Here is a 14,628-nt window from a genome sequence, read left to right as displayed (position 1 = left end):
GGTGGCGAGCCCGGTCGCTCAGCCCCTACCCGGCAGCCGCCGTCGTGATCAGGTCCGTGACCGCGGCTGCCTGAGAGGCCAGCGAGGCGTGGCCGGCGTCGAGTTCGACGGTCTTGCGGGGGTTCATCCGCTCGGCCATGCGGCGTTCGTTGTCGGGGTGGATCATGTGGTCCTGGGCGGAGACCTGGTACCAGCACGGCTTGGTGCGCCAGGCCGGGGTGGTGACGTTGTCGCCGAAGGTGGAGGCCAGGGGAGCTTTCTGGGTGACCGCCATGACGAGTGCCTCGTCGGCGGTCAGGTCCTGACAGAAGCTCTCGTGGAACTTGTCGGGCCTGATCCACAGGTAGCCGTCGGAGTCGGGAGCCAGATTCTCCCCCGCCGCGGGTGGCATCTCCTGGCTGATCTGTCCGGGGGATTCGCCGGCGTCGGGGGCGAACGCAGCGACGTAGACCAGGCCGGTGACGTTCGGCAGGTCGCCGGCCTCGGTGATGACCGCGCCGCCGTAGGAGTGGCCGACGAGCAGGACGGGGCCGTCGATCTGCTTGACCATCTTGCGGGTGCGCTCGGTGTCGTCCGCGAGCGAGGTCAGGGGGTTTTCGACGGCGTGGAGCTTGTCGTAGCCGCGCCTGTGCAGCTCGACGATGACGTTCGCCCAGTGTGCGGCACCGCCCCAGAATCCGTGGACGAGAACAATCGAGGGCTTCTCTGCCATGATCGTGCACCGTTCTCTGCGAGGGCTGTGGCGTACTCATCGCCCCCCCCGATTCTCCCCGGATCACGCTAGCCGGGCGGTACGGAGGCCGCCACCGCCGGGACCGGCCCCCTCTCACCGGGGCAGGCGTGAAGGACTGTGCTCCATCGAGGCCGCACTCCATCTCGGCACTCCATCTCGGCGCCGAGTGGCACTGTTCGCTCTCTCCTCGCCACCTCCACCGCGGCCACGCCGTCCCGCTCTCACGTTTCCCTGGCCCGGCCGTCAAGCCGGCCTGCTGCGGCATCGCCTACAGACACGTCCGATCAGGTACTGACTCCTCCGAGGAACCGCACGGACAGGCGCGAGCTCTGGTCCGGAGCGGGCCTCACCAGGCACCCGTCCACTGGTCATCCGGGAAACGCCGGACTCGTGGAGAAGGCCCACACCGGCGGGAAAATGATGACAGTTCACGGTCGAACGAACACTTTGAGCGATAGCCTTGATGGGCGCGAAGCTGAGGCAGCATCAGAAGGTGCCATACGGAGGAGACATGGCGAAGCAATGGGAGGCCGATCCCAAGGCATCCTTCGCGCGACGGCTGGGCAAGTCGTCGCACGAGCTGGGACAGACGTCCGGCAACGCCAGCTGCCCGGATGTGTGGGAGTTGGACAACGGGGACGTCGTGGTCATCGGGGCGGACCTGACCACCTCCTACGAGGGGCGGCTGCCGGACGGGGTGAGTGTCGATCCCGGGGAGCGGCTGGTCGTCATCCCGAGGGCAACGATCGTGGCGGCCAAGGCGGACATCCCGGATGCGTAGTCTCCTCGGCGGCGCCACGGGGGAGCGGATGGCGCTCGACACCTACTACGCCGACTTCGAGAAGCACTTCTGGAACTGCGCCGACCTCGGATTCTGGAAGCTGGAGCGGCAGCAGACCTTCAAGGAACCCGGCTACGACAGCTGGGAGGCGTTCGCGCGCGGCGAGTGGGGCGAGTCCATGCGCCTGTTGGAAGTGGGTCGTGCGGACATGGCCGAGTACCACCGCAAGATCGACAGGCACGGCTTCAAGGCCCGGCGGATCCGTGTGGTCGACGAACCACTCAGTGACTACATGCAATGGGAACTGCACGCCCTGCGCATCAGGGACCAGTGCGGGGGCACCGTCCACGTCATCGGGGCGGACCAGGTAGCGCAGTTCGAGGATGACGGCCCGCTTCCGGAGATCTACACACTCGGCTCGCACGTGATGTACCAGGCGGTCTATGACGAACAGGGGATTCTGGAATCCGTGCGAAAGTTCGTCGACCCCCATCTCATCCCGCAATGCCAGAAGTTCCTTCGAAGTCTCTACAACACCGGTGAGCCGCTGGAGGACTGGTTCGACGAGCACGTGGCGCCCCTGTCGCCCCCGCCGCGCCAACATTAGGGATGGACGACGAAACAGGGCACGTCAACCGGTTCGAAGGCTCGGCATCGGCGCACGCTGTCGTGCAGGCCGGAGAAGTCCACGGTGGGGTGCACTTCCATCAACAGCCGGTCCCCGCCCCGGCCGTCGTACCCCATCAACTCCGTGGTGCTGTGCGCCATTTCGTGAACCGGTCCCAAGAGCAGGTCCGCCTCGGCGGTCTCGTGGCGAGTGGTCACGATGAACCGCACGTCGTACGCGTCGCGGTCATCACCGGAACAGCCGGAGTCGGCAAGACGTCGCTCGCCCTGCACTGGGCACACAGCATCCGGCCCCACTTCCCCGGCGGCGAGCTCTATGCCAATCTGCGTGGCTACTCCGCCGGCTCTCCGGCGTCGCCGCAGGAGATACTGGGAAATTTCCTCGAAGATCTCGGCGTCCCCTCCACCCGTGTACCGGCCGAACGGGAGCGGCGGGAGACGATGTTCCGGTCGCTGCTGGCGGACCGGCGCATGCTGATCGTCCTCGACAACGCGGCTCACAGCACGCAGGTCCGCCCGCTGCTGCCGGCGACCGCCGCGTGCCTTGTCGTGGTGACCAGCCGGGACGATCTGTCCGGCCTGGTCGTTCAACAGGGCGCACTGCGCTTGGAGCTCATGACCTTCCCGACGACGGACGCCGTCGCACTGCTCCGCGCCACCACCGCTGACTACCGAACCCGTGACCGGCGCTCCGAACTGACGGAGCTGGCCCGGCTGTGCGCGGGACTGCCGCTGGCTCTGCGCATCGCCGCCGAACGCGCAGCGGGCCGGCCGGCACTGCCGCTCGGCGAGCTGATCGACGAACTGCGCGACGAGTCGGCACGATGGAGCATCCTGACAGCCGATGCCGACGAAGGGGCCGACGCGATGCGCAGTGTTTTCGAGTGGTCGTACCAGGCGCTGTCCGGCCCCGCGGCCCGGTTGTTCCGCCTTCTGGGCCTGCACCCCGGAAACGAGTTCGGTCTCCCGGCCGTCGCGAATCTCGCCGGGACCGAACCGCCGCAAACCCGCGCGCTGTTGGACACGCTGGTCCGCGCACATCTGCTGGAGCGGCGCCCCGCGGGGCGCTACGAATTTCATGACCTTCTGCGGGCGTATGCGGCCGAGCAGGTCCGCCAGGAGGAGAGCGAGGCGGACCGGACCGAGATCCTCGGACGTTGTCTCGCCTGGTATCTCCACACCGCGTACGCGGCGCAATGCGCCATCGCGCCGTTCGACCGCTACGACCTTGACGACCGGACCCCCACGCCCGCCACGCAACTCCACTTCGAAGGTTATGACACCGCGTTTCAGTGGTACCGCACGGAAAGCGCCAACCTGGTCACCGCTGTCCGCGTCGCCGGCGCCGAATTTCCCGGCATCGCCTGGCGTCTTGCCGTAGTGCTGCGGGCCGTCTACATGCACCACAACGCGTTCGAAGACTGGGTGACGACCGCCCGGATCGCCGTTGATGCCGCCGCGCGCGCGGGAGAGCAGGCCGGGCAGGCGGAGACGCTCGAAAACCTGGGCAAGGCCGCCTTCCAGGCATTGCGGCTCGACGAAGCCGAGGAATGCCACCGCGCCGCACTCGCCATGCGCCGAGGTATCGGCGACAAGCGCGGCACGGCGGTGTCCATCAATGCCCTCGGTCTGCTCGGCCTGCGCCGCCGCCGACTCGACGAGGCCACATGCCACTTCGAGGACAGCGCGGAGATCTTCCGCGAACTCGGAGACCACCGCTGGACGGCGCTGATGCGGAGTAATCTCGCGGAGACCCTGTGCGAACTCGGCCGGGGCGCGGAGGCCGGAGAGATCGTTGAACAAGCGCTCGCCGACTTCTGTGAAATCGGCGACCACTTCGGCGAGGGCAACGCCCTGTTTCTGCTCAGCTGGGCGCGGCGTGAATCAGGAGACCTCGAAGCAGCCGGCCGCGCAATCGACGCAGCTTTGTTGATCGCCGACGATGAGGACAACCACGTCTGGCGGGGACACTGGCTGGCGGAGTCGGCGAAGGTCGAACGAGCACGCGGGAATCCTGAGAAGGCACTCCGCCTTTTCCGGGAGTCGGCCGCTGTGCAACGGCGACTCGGCGACGCCGCCAGGGAGGCTGCCGCGTTGGACGGCGCAGGCGAAGCATGCCAGGTGCTGGGGCGCTTTGAAGAGGCAGCGAAGCTGAACCGCCGTGCGGTTGCCACCTACCGTGGGCTCGACGCCCGCTGGCAACTCGCGAACGCTCTGGAACACCTATCCGGCGCACTCGGCCCTCTTGGCGAGCGCGAAACAGCCCGAGCCGTCCGGCAGGAGGTGCTGATCCTGCTCGGCCCGTTCGATGATCCGCAGGCGGTGGCGCTGGCTGAGCGTGTGGCTCGGAACCTGGGTGACGACACCGCCTAGCAGTTTGCTGTCACGGGCTCCGAGGCGGTGATCCAGACGGGGGCGTCGGCGCAGTCGAGGCGGAGACCGTCGGCCGCAGTGAGACTGGTCCGCAAGACCTTCAGGGGGCGGCCGTCGACGACGGCGACAGGGCCAAGGTCCGGGCCCATGAAGTGGAAGGTCCGCACCTGGTTGTGTACCTCGCGTGCGGTCTTGGCCGTGTCGACGACGGAGAACTCCGGCTCCAGCAGCCCCGCGTGGCTGACGCCGTCAGCGGCTTGCGGTTCACCGGCACACGGGTCTGGTACACGCTCCAGGGCGGCGGTGAGCAAGCTGCGCAGCACCGGGGACAGTCCGGTCCACAGGTTCTCGGGGGTCACCTCGTCCGGAAGGGGAATGCCGTCCTGCTGGGCGAGGACGGGGCCGGCGTCGAACTCCTCATTCATGCGGTGAACCGTCATGCCCAGATGCGGGTCACCGTTGCGGATCGCCCACAACACCGGAGCGGGCCCACGGTACTTGGGGAGCATCGAGCAGTGGATGTTGACCGCGCCGTACCGCGGGATGCGCAGCACGGATCGGGGCAGTCGCCACGAGAACCCGTAGCAGACGAGGAGATCGATAGCGTATCCGCGCAGTGCGGCGCCCAGCCCTTCGGAGCTGCCCGGCAGCAGCAGGTCCGTTCCCGCAGGCAGCGCGGCGGTGATTCGGCCTGCGGCCTGGGCCGCGCCCTCATCTGTTGTCGTACGGGGGCGCATCGAACGGGAATAGGCGTAGATGACGGGATCGTGGCCGCTATCGACACACGTCTCACGCAGAGTGGCGAACTCCGCTGCGCCAAAGGAGATCAAGCCGATGCGCATGCCGTCCGTCATGCAGCTCAGCATAGTGGGATGACTGGGGTGGAGAGCCGGGATCCGCGGGGGGCCACAGAAGGTCACACCGGCTTGCTTCTCGTCGGTGAGTTCGTCGAGGGCGGTGAGGACGGCGTCGGAAGGACGGGGAGTCGGGCGCGGCTCTTCAGCAGCCCCGGCGGACAAGACCCGCTCAAGGCACGCAGAGCGCCCTTGCCCCGCCTGTTCGCGCGGTCTCTGCCGTCAGCCCTTCGCGCCCCTCTCGCTCACCACCCCCATCACCCACACGTCATGCCACTCGCCCTCCCAGAACAGCGCCTGCCGCATCCGGCCCTCGACCTCGAAGCCGCAGCGTTCGTAGGTGCGGCGGGCGCGCTCGTTGAAGGTGAAGACTTCCAGTTGGACGCGGTGCAGCCGGATGCGGTCGAAGGCGTATTCCAGGAGGAGGCGGATGGCCTCGGTGCCGAGGCCGCGGCCGGTCTCGCAGGGGACGAGGAGGATGCGCAGCGTGCCGTGGGCGTTGTCGGGGTCGATGGCCATCAGGGCGAGGTCGCCGAGGTAGCGGCCGGTTTCGCGGTCCTCGATGGCGAGGTCGAGGCGGTCCGCGCGGTCGGCGGAGCCGGCGCACCACTGCTGGACCTCCTCCAGCGTGAAGTCGTGGTGGCAGCCGGTCAGCCGGCGGGTCTCCGGGTCGAGCGCCGCGGCGTGGAAGGCGGCCGCGTGGCGTATGGACAGCGGCGCGAGCCGGATGCGGGCACCGGCCAGCACCGGCTTCTCGGAGAGTGCGGTGGCATCGATCATGAGGGGATGATGGCCGGGGAGCGGGTGCCGCGGCAATCGAAATGGCGGCGGTAGGAACGGAATTGACCGGGGTGTGGCCGGCGCGCGGGCGCCCGGTGGCGAGGGGCCGGAGCGTACGCCCGCCGGCTGGGCGCCCCGCGGGTGACGTTCCTGCCCTTCCGCAACCCGGACAGGGGACCGCCCCCGTCTCGTGGTGCGCCGCGCCGCGCCTCGTCGCCCGCGGGGATGGGCGGCCTGCGCGCCGGAGGGCGAGAGGAGCGGGGAGCGCGGCGCCGCCCTACGGCAGTAGCCCCGCCCGCCGCGCCGCGATGACCGCCTGCATGCGGGAGTGTGTCCCCAACTTCCGCATGGATGAGCGCAGATAGCACTTCACCGTTTCGGGTCGGAGTCCCAGCCGCTCGCCCGCCTGGGCGTTGGTGGCGCCCGTTGCCACGCACGTCAGGACGTCGACCTCGCGCGGCGAGAGCGCGGGGGCTTCGCCCGCCGGGGCCGTGCCGCCCGATGAGGCCGCGGCGAGCCGGCCGCAGGCGGCCAGCATCTCCTGGCGCAGCAGTGGATCGGTGACCCGCTGGGCCAGTGACCGCAGGTCGCTGTGGGCCTCGCGGACCTCTTCCCACATGGCGGGGTCGGCGGCGGTCGGCTGCTGGGACACCGACAGCAGCCGGGCCGCCTCGTCCTGGAGCAGCAGCGCCTGTTCCAGCTCTCGGGCCGCTTCCATGGCCGCGGACAGCGGGCCGTCGCCCAGCCGCAGCGGGTTGCGCAGCGCGCCGTACAGCACCCCGCGCACCCGCCGGCGCACCACCACAGGCACCGCGAGCACCGACCGCAGGCCCTCGGCCGCCACCGCCGCGTCGTACTCGTGGCTGATCACCGACGAGGCGCGGTAGTCGGTCACCGCGAACGGGCGGCACAGCACCACCGCCTTGCCGCCCAGGCCGTTGCCGTGATGGATGCTGAGCCCGCGCAGCGCGGCGGTCGCGGTCCCGGACAGTTCGTTGATCCGGTAGCGGCCGCTGCCGGCCAGCAGTCCGCCGAACGCCACCGGCAGTCCGCTGGCCCGGCGCAGACGCGCCAGCGCCGCCCCCACGTCAACGGACTCATCCGACCCCGACTCCACGCGCACTCCGACACCTCCGCTTCCCCCCGTTCGGGGGTGGTGAGACCTATGTCACTGATTACACGATGACACGGAGTCGCGGGGCAATGAGGAGGACGCATGACGGATACGGACAGCGCAGTGATGGGCCACTCGCCCGCCGCGACACGGGAGTTCCGGGCCGCGCGCGACCTGCTGCTGCGGCACCGTGAGGATTACGACGCCGCCCGTGCTCAATTCCGCTGGCCCCGGCCCGTGCACTTCAACTGGGCACTGGACTGGTTCGACGTCATCGCCCGCGGCAACGACCGCACCGCCCTGCACATCGTCGAGGAGGACGGCTCCGAGACCCGGCTCACCTTCGACGCCATGCGCAGGCGCTCCGACCAGGTCGCCAACTGGCTTGCCGGCAAGGGGGTGCGGCCCGGCGACCGGATCCTCGTGATGCTCGGCAACCAGGTGGAGCTGTGGGAGACCGCGCTGGCCGCGATGAAGCTGCGCGCCGTCGTCATCCCGGCAACTCCCCAGCTGGGCCCCGCCGATCTCGCCGACCGGATCACCCGGGGCAAGGCCCGGCACGTCGTGGTGCGCGCCGAGGACAGCAAGAAGTTCGCGACCGTGCCCGGCGGTTACACCCGGATCGCGGTCGGCGGCGCGGCCGTCGGCTGGCAGGCGTACGAGGAGAGCGCCGATGCATCCGACGACTTCCGGCCGACCGGGGAGACCCGGGCCGACGACTCGCTGATGCTGTACTTCACCTCCGGCACCACGGCCCGCCCCAAGCTCGTCGAGCACACCCACTCCTCCTACCCCATCGGGCATCTCGCGACGATGTACTGGACCGGGCTGCAGCCCGGCGACGTGCACCTGAACATCTCCTCACCGGGCTGGGCCAAGCACGCCTGGTCGAACCTTTTCGCGCCGTGGAACGCGGAGGCGACCGTGTTCATCCACAACTACATGCGCTTCGACGCGCCCCGGCTGATGGCCGAGATGGACCGGGCGCGGGTGACCAGTTTCTGCGCCCCGCCCACGGTGTGGCGGATGCTCATCCAGGCCGACCTGTCGGCGCTGCGGCACCCGCCGCGGGAGATCGTCGCGGCCGGCGAACCGCTCAACCCGGAGATCATCGAACAGGTCCGCACCTCCTGGGGCGTGACGATCAGAGACGGCTTCGGGCAGACCGAGACCGTCGTCCAGGTCGCCAACACCCCGGGCAGGCCCGTCACTCCGGGCTCGATGGGCCGGCCCACCCCCGGCTTCGACGTCGTCCTGCTCGACCCGGTCACCGGCGCCCCGGCCGACGAGGGTGAGATCGCGCTCGACCTCTCGACCCACCCGGTGGGGCTGATGGCCTGCTACCACGGCGACCCGTCCCGCACCGCCGAGGCGATGGCGGGCGGCTTCTACCGCACCGGCGACATCGGCTCCCGCGATGCGGAAGGACGGCTCACCTACATCGGGCGCGCCGACGACGTCTTCAAGGCGTCCGACTACAAGATCTCGCCGTTCGAGCTGGAGAGCGCCCTGCTGGAGCACGAGGCGGTCGCCGAGGCCGCGGTCGTCCCGGCGCCCGACCCGCTGCGCCTCGCGGTCCCGAAGGCGTACATCGTGCTGGCCGCCGGCTGGGATCCGGGCCCGGAGACCGCCAAGCTGCTCTTCGCGCACTCCCGGGAGGTGCTCGCGCCCTACAAGCGCGTCAGGCGGCTGGAGTTCGCCGATCTGCCCAAGACCGTCTCCGGCAAGATCCGCCGCATCGAACTGCGCGAACGCACCGCGCTGGGCGACGGCGGTGCCGAATACCGGGAGGAGAACTACCGATGAACGGGCCGGACACCACCCTGTCGTACGCGAGCGGGGCAGGCGAGCAGCCGCTGATCGGGCGCACCATCGGCGCCGACCTGGACCGGACGATCGAGCGGTTCGGCGACCGGGAGGCCCTGGTCGACGTCGCATCCGGACGGCGCTGGACGTACACCGAACTGGGCCGGGCGGTCGACGAGGTGGCGCGGGGACTGCTCGCCAAGGGCATATCCACCGGCGACCGGGTCGGCATCTGGTCGCCCAACTGCGCGGAATGGGTCCTCGTCCAGTACGCGACCGCCCGGATAGGCGCGATCCTCGTCAACATCAACCCGGCCTACCGGGTGCACGAGTTGGCGTACGTCCTGGGGCAGGCGGGGATCCAGGTCCTGGTCTCCGCGACCCGCCACAAGACCAGCGACTACCGGCGGATGACCGAGCAGGTGCGTGCCGGCTGCCCCGCCCTCCGCGACGTCATCTACATCGGCGACCCGACCTGGGACGGGCTGCTGGCGGCCGGCGCCGCCGTACCGCAGGACCGGCTCGACGCCTGCGCGGCACGGCTGTCCGCCGACGACCCGGTCAACATCCAGTACACCTCGGGCACCACCGGCTTCCCCAAGGGCGCCACCCTCTCCCACCACAACATCCTCAACAACGGCTACTGGGTGGGCGAGACGGTCGGCTACAGCGAGCAGGACCGGGTGTGCCTGCCGGTGCCCTTCTACCACTGCTTCGGCATGGTGATGGGCAACCTCGGCGCCACCTCGCACGGCGCCTGCATCGTCATCCCCGCACCGTCCTTCGACCCCGCAGCCACCCTCCGGGCCGTCCAGGACGAGCGCTGCACCTCGCTCTACGGCGTACCGACGATGTTCATCGCCGAGCTGGACCACCCCGACTTCGCCTCGTACGACCTGACGTCGCTGCGCACCGGCATCATGGCCGGCTCGCCGTGTCCCGAGGAGGTCATGAAGCGGGTGGTCGCCGAGATGCACATGGCGGAGGTCTCCATCTGCTACGGCATGACCGAGACCTCGCCGGTCTCCACCCAGACCCGGCGCGACGACGACCTGGAGCACCGCACGGCGACGGCCGGCCGGGTACTGCCGCACATCGAGGTCAAGGTCGTCGATCCGGCGACCGGCGTGACCGTGCCCCGCGGCGGCACCGGCGAACTGTGCACCCGCGGCTACAGCGTGATGCTCGGCTACTGGAAGGACCCGGAGCGCACCGCCGAGGTGATCGACGCGGCACGCTGGATGCACACCGGTGATCTGGCGGTGATGAACGACGACGGCTACGTGCGGATCGTCGGCCGTATCAAGGACATGATCATCCGGGGCGGGGAGAACGTCTACCCGCGCGAGATCGAGGAGTTCCTCTACTCGCACCCCAAGATCGCCGACGTCCAGGTGGTCGGCATACCGGATGCGAAGTACGGCGAGGAGATAGCCGCCTGCGTCATCCTCCGGGACGCCGAAGACCCGCTGACGCAGGAGGAGCTGACGTTCTTCTGCCGCTCCAGGCTCGCCCATTTCAAGATCCCGCGCCACCTGGAGATCCTCGATGCCTTCCCGATGACGGTCAGTGGGAAGGTCCGCAAGGTCGAGCTGCGCGAGCGGCTGGCGCGGGCGCGGGGCGCGGCGTCGTAGCGGTCGGGCCGCGCCGCCGTCAGCGGGCGCCGGGCCGGTCCAGGCGCAGCCGCTGTGCACGCGGCAGGGAGGCGACGACCAGGTCGTAGGAGTCCTCGATCATGTCGAGCACGGCGCGGTCGGCGAGGCCGCCGTCCAGCGAAACGGTGTTCCAGTGCCGCTTGTTGAGGTGGTAGCCGGGCACCACCTCGGGGTGGGCCTCGCGCAGCCGCCTGGCCTCCTCGGGATCGCACTTGAGGCTCACGGTCTGCGGCACGGCTCCGACGACGGTCAGCGCGAAGATCTTGCCGCCGACCTTGAAGGTGCACACATCGGGATTCCGGGGGAACGGGAACTCCTCCGTCGCCCCGTTGAGGTCCAGGCAGGCGGCCCGCAGCGCTTCGGCGTCGATCATGACCGCATTATGGCGTGCCCGGCGCCGCGCGCTGACGTCGCGTCATGTGGCCGGCCGGGGCGTCCGGCGCCGGACGCCGCACCCGGCCCGCTGCGGTCAGTTCGCCGGCTCACGGCGCATGCAGCCGCGCGGCCAGCGGTCCAGGCCCAGCGCCGCCTCCTGCGCGCGGATCGCCCGCAGGCCCGGTGTCAGCTCCGCTTCGTCGAGCAGCCGGAAGCCGATCCTGGCGTAGTACGGCGCGTTCCACGGCACCTCCAGGAAGGTGGTCAGGGTCAGCGCCGCCGCGCCGCCGTCCCGCTCCGCCCGGTCGATCAGCGCGCGGCCGATACCACGGCGGGCGCTGCGGGGCGCCACCGACACCTGCTCGATGTGGGTGGCGCCGTCGACCGGCTCCCACATCAGGAATGCCAGCGGCGGCCCGTCCTCGCACGCCACGAGCAGCCGCCCGGCGGCCAGGCTCGCCGCGAACTGTGCGAGCGACGGCGGCTCGTCGTCCGCGACCGAGGCCATGCCCAGATCGCGGAAGGGTGCTCCTGCGGCGCTTTCGACGGCGCGCAGGGCGGGGAGTTCGGCGGATGTCGCGGTACGGATGATCATCCGGCCAGTGTCGCCGCGGCGGCCGTGCCTCCGCGACCGGATTTCCGCCGCCGGCCGGTGTGCCCGCCGTCAGCGTCCCGCGGCGCCGTGCCTGATCAGTTCGTCGGCCGGGTCGTTGACCGGCTGCGGGGTGCCCGTGAGGTCCATGACGAACAGCGGGAGGTGCAGGTCGTCGGCCCGGGAGCGGGCATCGCGGGCGTAGCCGGCGAGGGAGAAGAAGACCGCGACGGCCGAGTCGTTGAGGCCGTTGAGCCAGACGCACTCGATCTCGCGCAGCGCGGTGGACCGGGTGGTCGGGTCGACCTGCGCCACCACCCCGCTGCCGCGCAGGTCGAGGCCGGACGCGGTCCGCTCCTGGGTTCTGCGGACGTCCGTGAAGCCCAGCCACTTCAGATACTGCGCGGCGGCCGTGACGCAGTCCCTGGCCGTACGGATCGTGACCGGGCGGAAGGCCGGCCTGAGTACGGCGGGCGGCGCGGCGGCCACCGGCACCGGGGCGGGCGGCCGCGGCCCGTGGGCACGGCGGACGGCAGGCGGCGGCGCGGGCACCGGCACGACGGGGATGCGTACGACCGTGCCGCAGACACAGCCGGACTCCGGCGCCGGCCATTCGTCCTGGCGGCCGCAGGTGTCGCACTGCACCGCCACCCAGGAGCCCTGCCAGGTGCGGTGCACGATCTCGACGGGCACGCCGCCGCGCAGCACGGGCAGGGTCAGCGGGGCCCCGCAGGCGCACGGGAAGGTGGGCGGGGTGAAGGCGTTCTCGCGGCGGCACGTCGGGCACCGCACCGGCACGCTGTCGGCCATGGTCGCTCCTGGCGGTAGGTCGGCAGGCAGGCGGCTCTGCTCTGCTGTTGACCTCCATGGTCTCTCCAAATGCAGGAGCCGGAGGCACATTCGCGCCGATCGTCGCGGGGGGCAGGAGACACCGGGGGAGCATGGTGTGTCCAGGAAGCGGTGTCCGGCGCACACGGCGCATACGCGGGCGCTTGCCGCGCGCCGTCCCCGGTGCGCGAACGGCCCGGCGCCCGGGGCCCGTTCGCCCGGCCGGGCCGCCGCCGCGCCGTGCACGCATGGCCCCGGATCCGTGACCGTACGGATCCGGGGCCACGCGTGAGGGGTTCCCGCCCGGTGGCGCGCATCGGGCGCGACAGGACATCGCGCCACCGGACGGAGTCGTGGAGAGGGGTGCGGAGGTGGAGGAGGCGGGCTCCGCGGCGGAGTGGCCCGCCGCTTTCTGCCGGGCGGGCACTGCCACCGCACTGGTACTCCCGGATGCCGCGGAGCGCCGCGCTTCCCCCCGTACCGGACGGCCACCCCTCAGCGGACCGCCCGGTACGGATGCGCAAGGATTCTGACCTCCCGTCAGTCCTCGCGCAGTTCGCGGATCCTGGCCTCGACACGCTTGCCGTACTCCGGGTCGGCCGCGTGGAAGTGGGCCAGGTTCTTCTCGATCACGTCGTCCCGGCCGACCTGCGAGAGGCCGCCCGCGATGTTGTCGACCAGGCGCCGCTTCTCGTCATCGGACATCAGCCGGTACAGCTCGCCGGCCTGGAAGAAGTCGTCGTCCTTGGCGTGCGCCGGGGCCTCGTGGGTGCCGACGTGACCGGCGACGGCGAGCGGGGCGGAGAGCGCCTGGTTCGTCTCGACGGGGCCGCCGTACGAGTTGGGCTCGTAGTTCTTGGCGTGCCGGTCGTAGGTGTTGGTGGCCATCAGGCCGTCCCGGCCGTAGTTGTCGGCGTGGGTGGCCCGGGGTGCGTTCACCGGCAGCTGGGTGTGGTTGATGCCCAGGCGGTAGCGGTGCGCGTCGGCGTAGGCGAACAGCCGGCCCTGGAGCATCTTGTCCGGGGACGGGCCGATGCCGGGCACGAAGTTGTTCGGCGAGAAGGCGGCCTGCTCGACCTCGGCGAAGACGTTGTCCGGGTTGCGGTCCAGGACCAGCCGGCCGACGCGCTGGAGCGGGTAGTCGCGGTGCGGCCACACCTTGGTCAGGTCGAACGGGTTGAAGCGGTAGTCGGCGGCCTCGGCGGCCGGCATGACCTGCACGTACAGCGTCCAGGACGGGTAGACGCCCCGCTCGATGGACTGCAGCAGGTCGGTCTGGTGGCTGTTCGGGTCGGCGCCGGACAGCTCGGCGGCCTGCTCGGCGTCGAGGCAGCGGATGCCCTGATTTGTCTTGAAGTGGTACTTGACGAAGAAGGCTTCGCCCTTGGCGTTCGTCCACTGGTACGTGTGCGAGCCGTAGCCGTTCATGTGGCGGTAGGAGGCCGGGATGCCGCGGTCGCCCATCAGCCAGGTGACCTGGTGGGTGGCCTCGGGGGAGTGCGCCCAGAAGTCCCAGACGTTGTCCGGCTCCTGCTTGCCGGTGAAGGGGTCGCGCTTCTGCGAGTGGATGAAGTCGGGGAACTTCATCGCGTCCTTGATGAAGAAGACCGGGGTGTTGTTGCCGACCAGGTCGTAGTTGCCCTCTTCGGTGTAGAACTTCACGGCGAACCCACGGGGATCGCGCGCGGCGTCCGGGCCGCCGAGGCTGTCGGCCACCGTCGAGAAGCGGATGAACAGCTCGGTGCGCTTGCCGACGGTGTTGAGGAAGTCGGCGCGGGTGAAGCCGGTGACGTCGTCGGTCACCTCGAAGTGGCCGTACGCGCCGGATCCCCGGGCGTGGACCACGCGCTCCGGGATGCGCTCACGGTTGAAGCGGGCGAGCTTCTCCAGCAGCTGCTGGTCCTGGAGGAGCATCGGGCCACCGACGCCGGCGGTGGCGGAGTTCTGGTTGTCGGCTACGGGGGCGCCGGCCTCCGTGGTGAGTGTGCGCGCCGTCAGCGTGGGCTTCGTCATGGTGACCTTCCGTACGAGAGCGCGGAAGTTGGCTTCCGCGTGTCGGAGCGTAAGAAGCGCTCCGGCCAAACGTCAACAGTTTGTTGAAACAAAGATG

The 14,628-nt window shown here is 70.2% G+C and carries 13 protein-coding genes; 5 read left to right on the top strand and 8 right to left on the bottom strand.

Annotation, left to right across the window (positions count from 1 at the left end):
- Positions 1 to 25: 25 nt before the first annotated feature.
- Positions 26 to 712: an alpha/beta hydrolase gene (locus LIU39_RS12295; protein WP_227046688.1), complete on the bottom strand. Its 687-nt coding sequence runs from the start codon at positions 710 to 712 to the stop codon at positions 26 to 28.
- 532 nt (positions 713 to 1,244) lie between these two features.
- Here LIU39_RS12295 and LIU39_RS12290 point away from each other — a divergent pair.
- Genes LIU39_RS12290 through LIU39_RS12280 form a run of 3 tightly spaced genes read left to right on the top strand, consistent with a single transcriptional unit; the run spans position 1,245 to position 4,514 of the window.
- Entirely contained in the window at positions 1,245 to 1,514 is a 270-nt protein-coding gene (locus LIU39_RS12290; protein ID WP_227046687.1) for a hypothetical protein, read from the top strand.
- Positions 1,507 to 2,121 (top strand): DUF6879 family protein, encoded by a 615-nt coding sequence (locus tag LIU39_RS12285; RefSeq protein ID WP_227046686.1) that lies wholly within the window; start codon positions 1,507 to 1,509, stop codon positions 2,119 to 2,121. The genes LIU39_RS12290 and LIU39_RS12285 overlap by 8 nt, the downstream gene beginning before the upstream one ends.
- A 2-nt stretch (positions 2,122 to 2,123) precedes the next feature.
- Entirely contained in the window at positions 2,124 to 4,514 is a 2,391-nt protein-coding gene (locus LIU39_RS12280; protein WP_227046685.1) for an ATP-binding protein, read from the top strand.
- Here LIU39_RS12280 and LIU39_RS12275 read toward each other — a convergent pair.
- From LIU39_RS12275 to LIU39_RS12265, 3 genes are all read right to left on the bottom strand, one after another.
- Positions 4,511 to 5,368, bottom strand: coding sequence for a methionyl-tRNA formyltransferase (locus LIU39_RS12275; protein WP_227046684.1), 858 nt, complete (start codon positions 5,366 to 5,368; stop codon positions 4,511 to 4,513). The two genes, LIU39_RS12280 and LIU39_RS12275, sit on opposite strands and share 4 nt — an antisense overlap.
- A 222-nt stretch (positions 5,369 to 5,590) precedes the next feature.
- Entirely contained in the window at positions 5,591 to 6,148 is a 558-nt protein-coding gene (locus tag LIU39_RS12270; RefSeq protein WP_227046683.1) for a GNAT family N-acetyltransferase, read from the bottom strand.
- Positions 6,149 to 6,425: 277 nt separating this feature from the next.
- Positions 6,426 to 7,271: a helix-turn-helix transcriptional regulator gene (locus LIU39_RS12265; RefSeq protein ID WP_227046682.1), complete on the bottom strand. Its 846-nt coding sequence runs from the start codon at positions 7,269 to 7,271 to the stop codon at positions 6,426 to 6,428.
- Positions 7,272 to 7,364: 93 nt separating this feature from the next.
- Between LIU39_RS12265 and LIU39_RS12260 the strand changes: the two genes are divergently transcribed.
- The gene (locus LIU39_RS12260; RefSeq protein ID WP_308409376.1) at positions 7,365 to 9,068 is read left to right on the top strand and encodes an AMP-binding protein; all 1,704 of its coding nucleotides are present in this window, start codon (positions 7,365 to 7,367) and stop codon (positions 9,066 to 9,068) included.
- Positions 9,065 to 10,702 carry an AMP-binding protein gene (locus tag LIU39_RS12255; RefSeq protein ID WP_227046681.1) on the top strand — a complete coding sequence of 546 codons (1,638 nt, stop codon included), beginning with the start codon at positions 9,065 to 9,067 and terminating at the stop codon, positions 10,700 to 10,702. The genes LIU39_RS12260 and LIU39_RS12255 overlap by 4 nt, the downstream gene beginning before the upstream one ends.
- Positions 10,703 to 10,721: 19 nt before the next feature.
- On the opposite strand, the gene LIU39_RS12250 is transcribed toward LIU39_RS12255, so the two are convergent.
- The 4 genes from LIU39_RS12250 to LIU39_RS12235 form a co-directional block, all read right to left on the bottom strand.
- Entirely contained in the window at positions 10,722 to 11,096 is a 375-nt protein-coding gene (locus tag LIU39_RS12250) for an MmcQ/YjbR family DNA-binding protein (protein WP_227046680.1), read from the bottom strand.
- Positions 11,097 to 11,192: 96 nt separating this feature from the next.
- Positions 11,193 to 11,693, bottom strand: a complete 501-nt coding sequence (locus LIU39_RS12245; RefSeq protein ID WP_227046679.1) for a GNAT family N-acetyltransferase — start codon at positions 11,691 to 11,693, stop codon at positions 11,193 to 11,195.
- Between the two features lie 69 nt (positions 11,694 to 11,762).
- Positions 11,763 to 12,500, bottom strand: a complete 738-nt coding sequence (locus LIU39_RS12240) for a hypothetical protein (RefSeq protein ID WP_227046678.1) — start codon at positions 12,498 to 12,500, stop codon at positions 11,763 to 11,765.
- Positions 12,501 to 13,058: 558 nt separating this feature from the next.
- Positions 13,059 to 14,516, bottom strand: coding sequence for a catalase (locus tag LIU39_RS12235; RefSeq protein WP_227046730.1), 1,458 nt, complete (start codon positions 14,514 to 14,516; stop codon positions 13,059 to 13,061).
- Positions 14,517 to 14,628: the final 112 nt, after the last annotated feature.

Source organism: Streptomyces pinistramenti, assembly GCF_020564935.1.
Classification (GTDB): Bacteria; Actinomycetota; Actinomycetes; order Streptomycetales; family Streptomycetaceae; genus Streptomyces; species Streptomyces pinistramenti.
The sequence above is the reverse complement of the archived record's forward strand: the minus strand, read 5'-3'. Positions and strand labels throughout refer to the sequence as shown.

What these genes read in the sequence shown, in the direction of transcription:
- LIU39_RS12285 (WP_227046686.1), top strand. Translation starts at nt 1,507, where the DNA reads ATGCGTAGTCTCCTCGGCGGCGCCACGGGGGAGCGGATGGCGCTCGAC.
- LIU39_RS12260 (WP_308409376.1), top strand. Translation starts at nt 7,365, where the DNA reads ATGACGGATACGGACAGCGCAGTGATGGGCCACTCGCCCGCCGCGACA.
- LIU39_RS12240 (WP_227046678.1), bottom strand. Translation starts at nt 12,500, where the DNA reads ATGGCCGACAGCGTGCCGGTGCGGTGCCCGACGTGCCGCCGCGAGAAC.
- LIU39_RS12245 (WP_227046679.1), bottom strand. Translation starts at nt 11,693, where the DNA reads ATGATCATCCGTACCGCGACATCCGCCGAACTCCCCGCCCTGCGCGCC.
- LIU39_RS12255 (WP_227046681.1), top strand. Translation starts at nt 9,065, where the DNA reads ATGAACGGGCCGGACACCACCCTGTCGTACGCGAGCGGGGCAGGCGAG.
- LIU39_RS12290 (WP_227046687.1), top strand. Translation starts at nt 1,245, where the DNA reads ATGGCGAAGCAATGGGAGGCCGATCCCAAGGCATCCTTCGCGCGACGG.
- LIU39_RS12270 (WP_227046683.1), bottom strand. Translation starts at nt 6,148, where the DNA reads ATGATCGATGCCACCGCACTCTCCGAGAAGCCGGTGCTGGCCGGTGCC.
- LIU39_RS12275 (WP_227046684.1), bottom strand. Translation starts at nt 5,368, where the DNA reads ATGACGGACGGCATGCGCATCGGCTTGATCTCCTTTGGCGCAGCGGAG.
- LIU39_RS12250 (WP_227046680.1), bottom strand. Translation starts at nt 11,096, where the DNA reads ATGATCGACGCCGAAGCGCTGCGGGCCGCCTGCCTGGACCTCAACGGG.
- LIU39_RS12295 (WP_227046688.1), bottom strand. Translation starts at nt 712, where the DNA reads ATGGCAGAGAAGCCCTCGATTGTTCTCGTCCACGGATTCTGGGGCGGT.
- LIU39_RS12280 (WP_227046685.1), top strand. Translation starts at nt 2,124, where the DNA reads ATGGACGACGAAACAGGGCACGTCAACCGGTTCGAAGGCTCGGCATCG.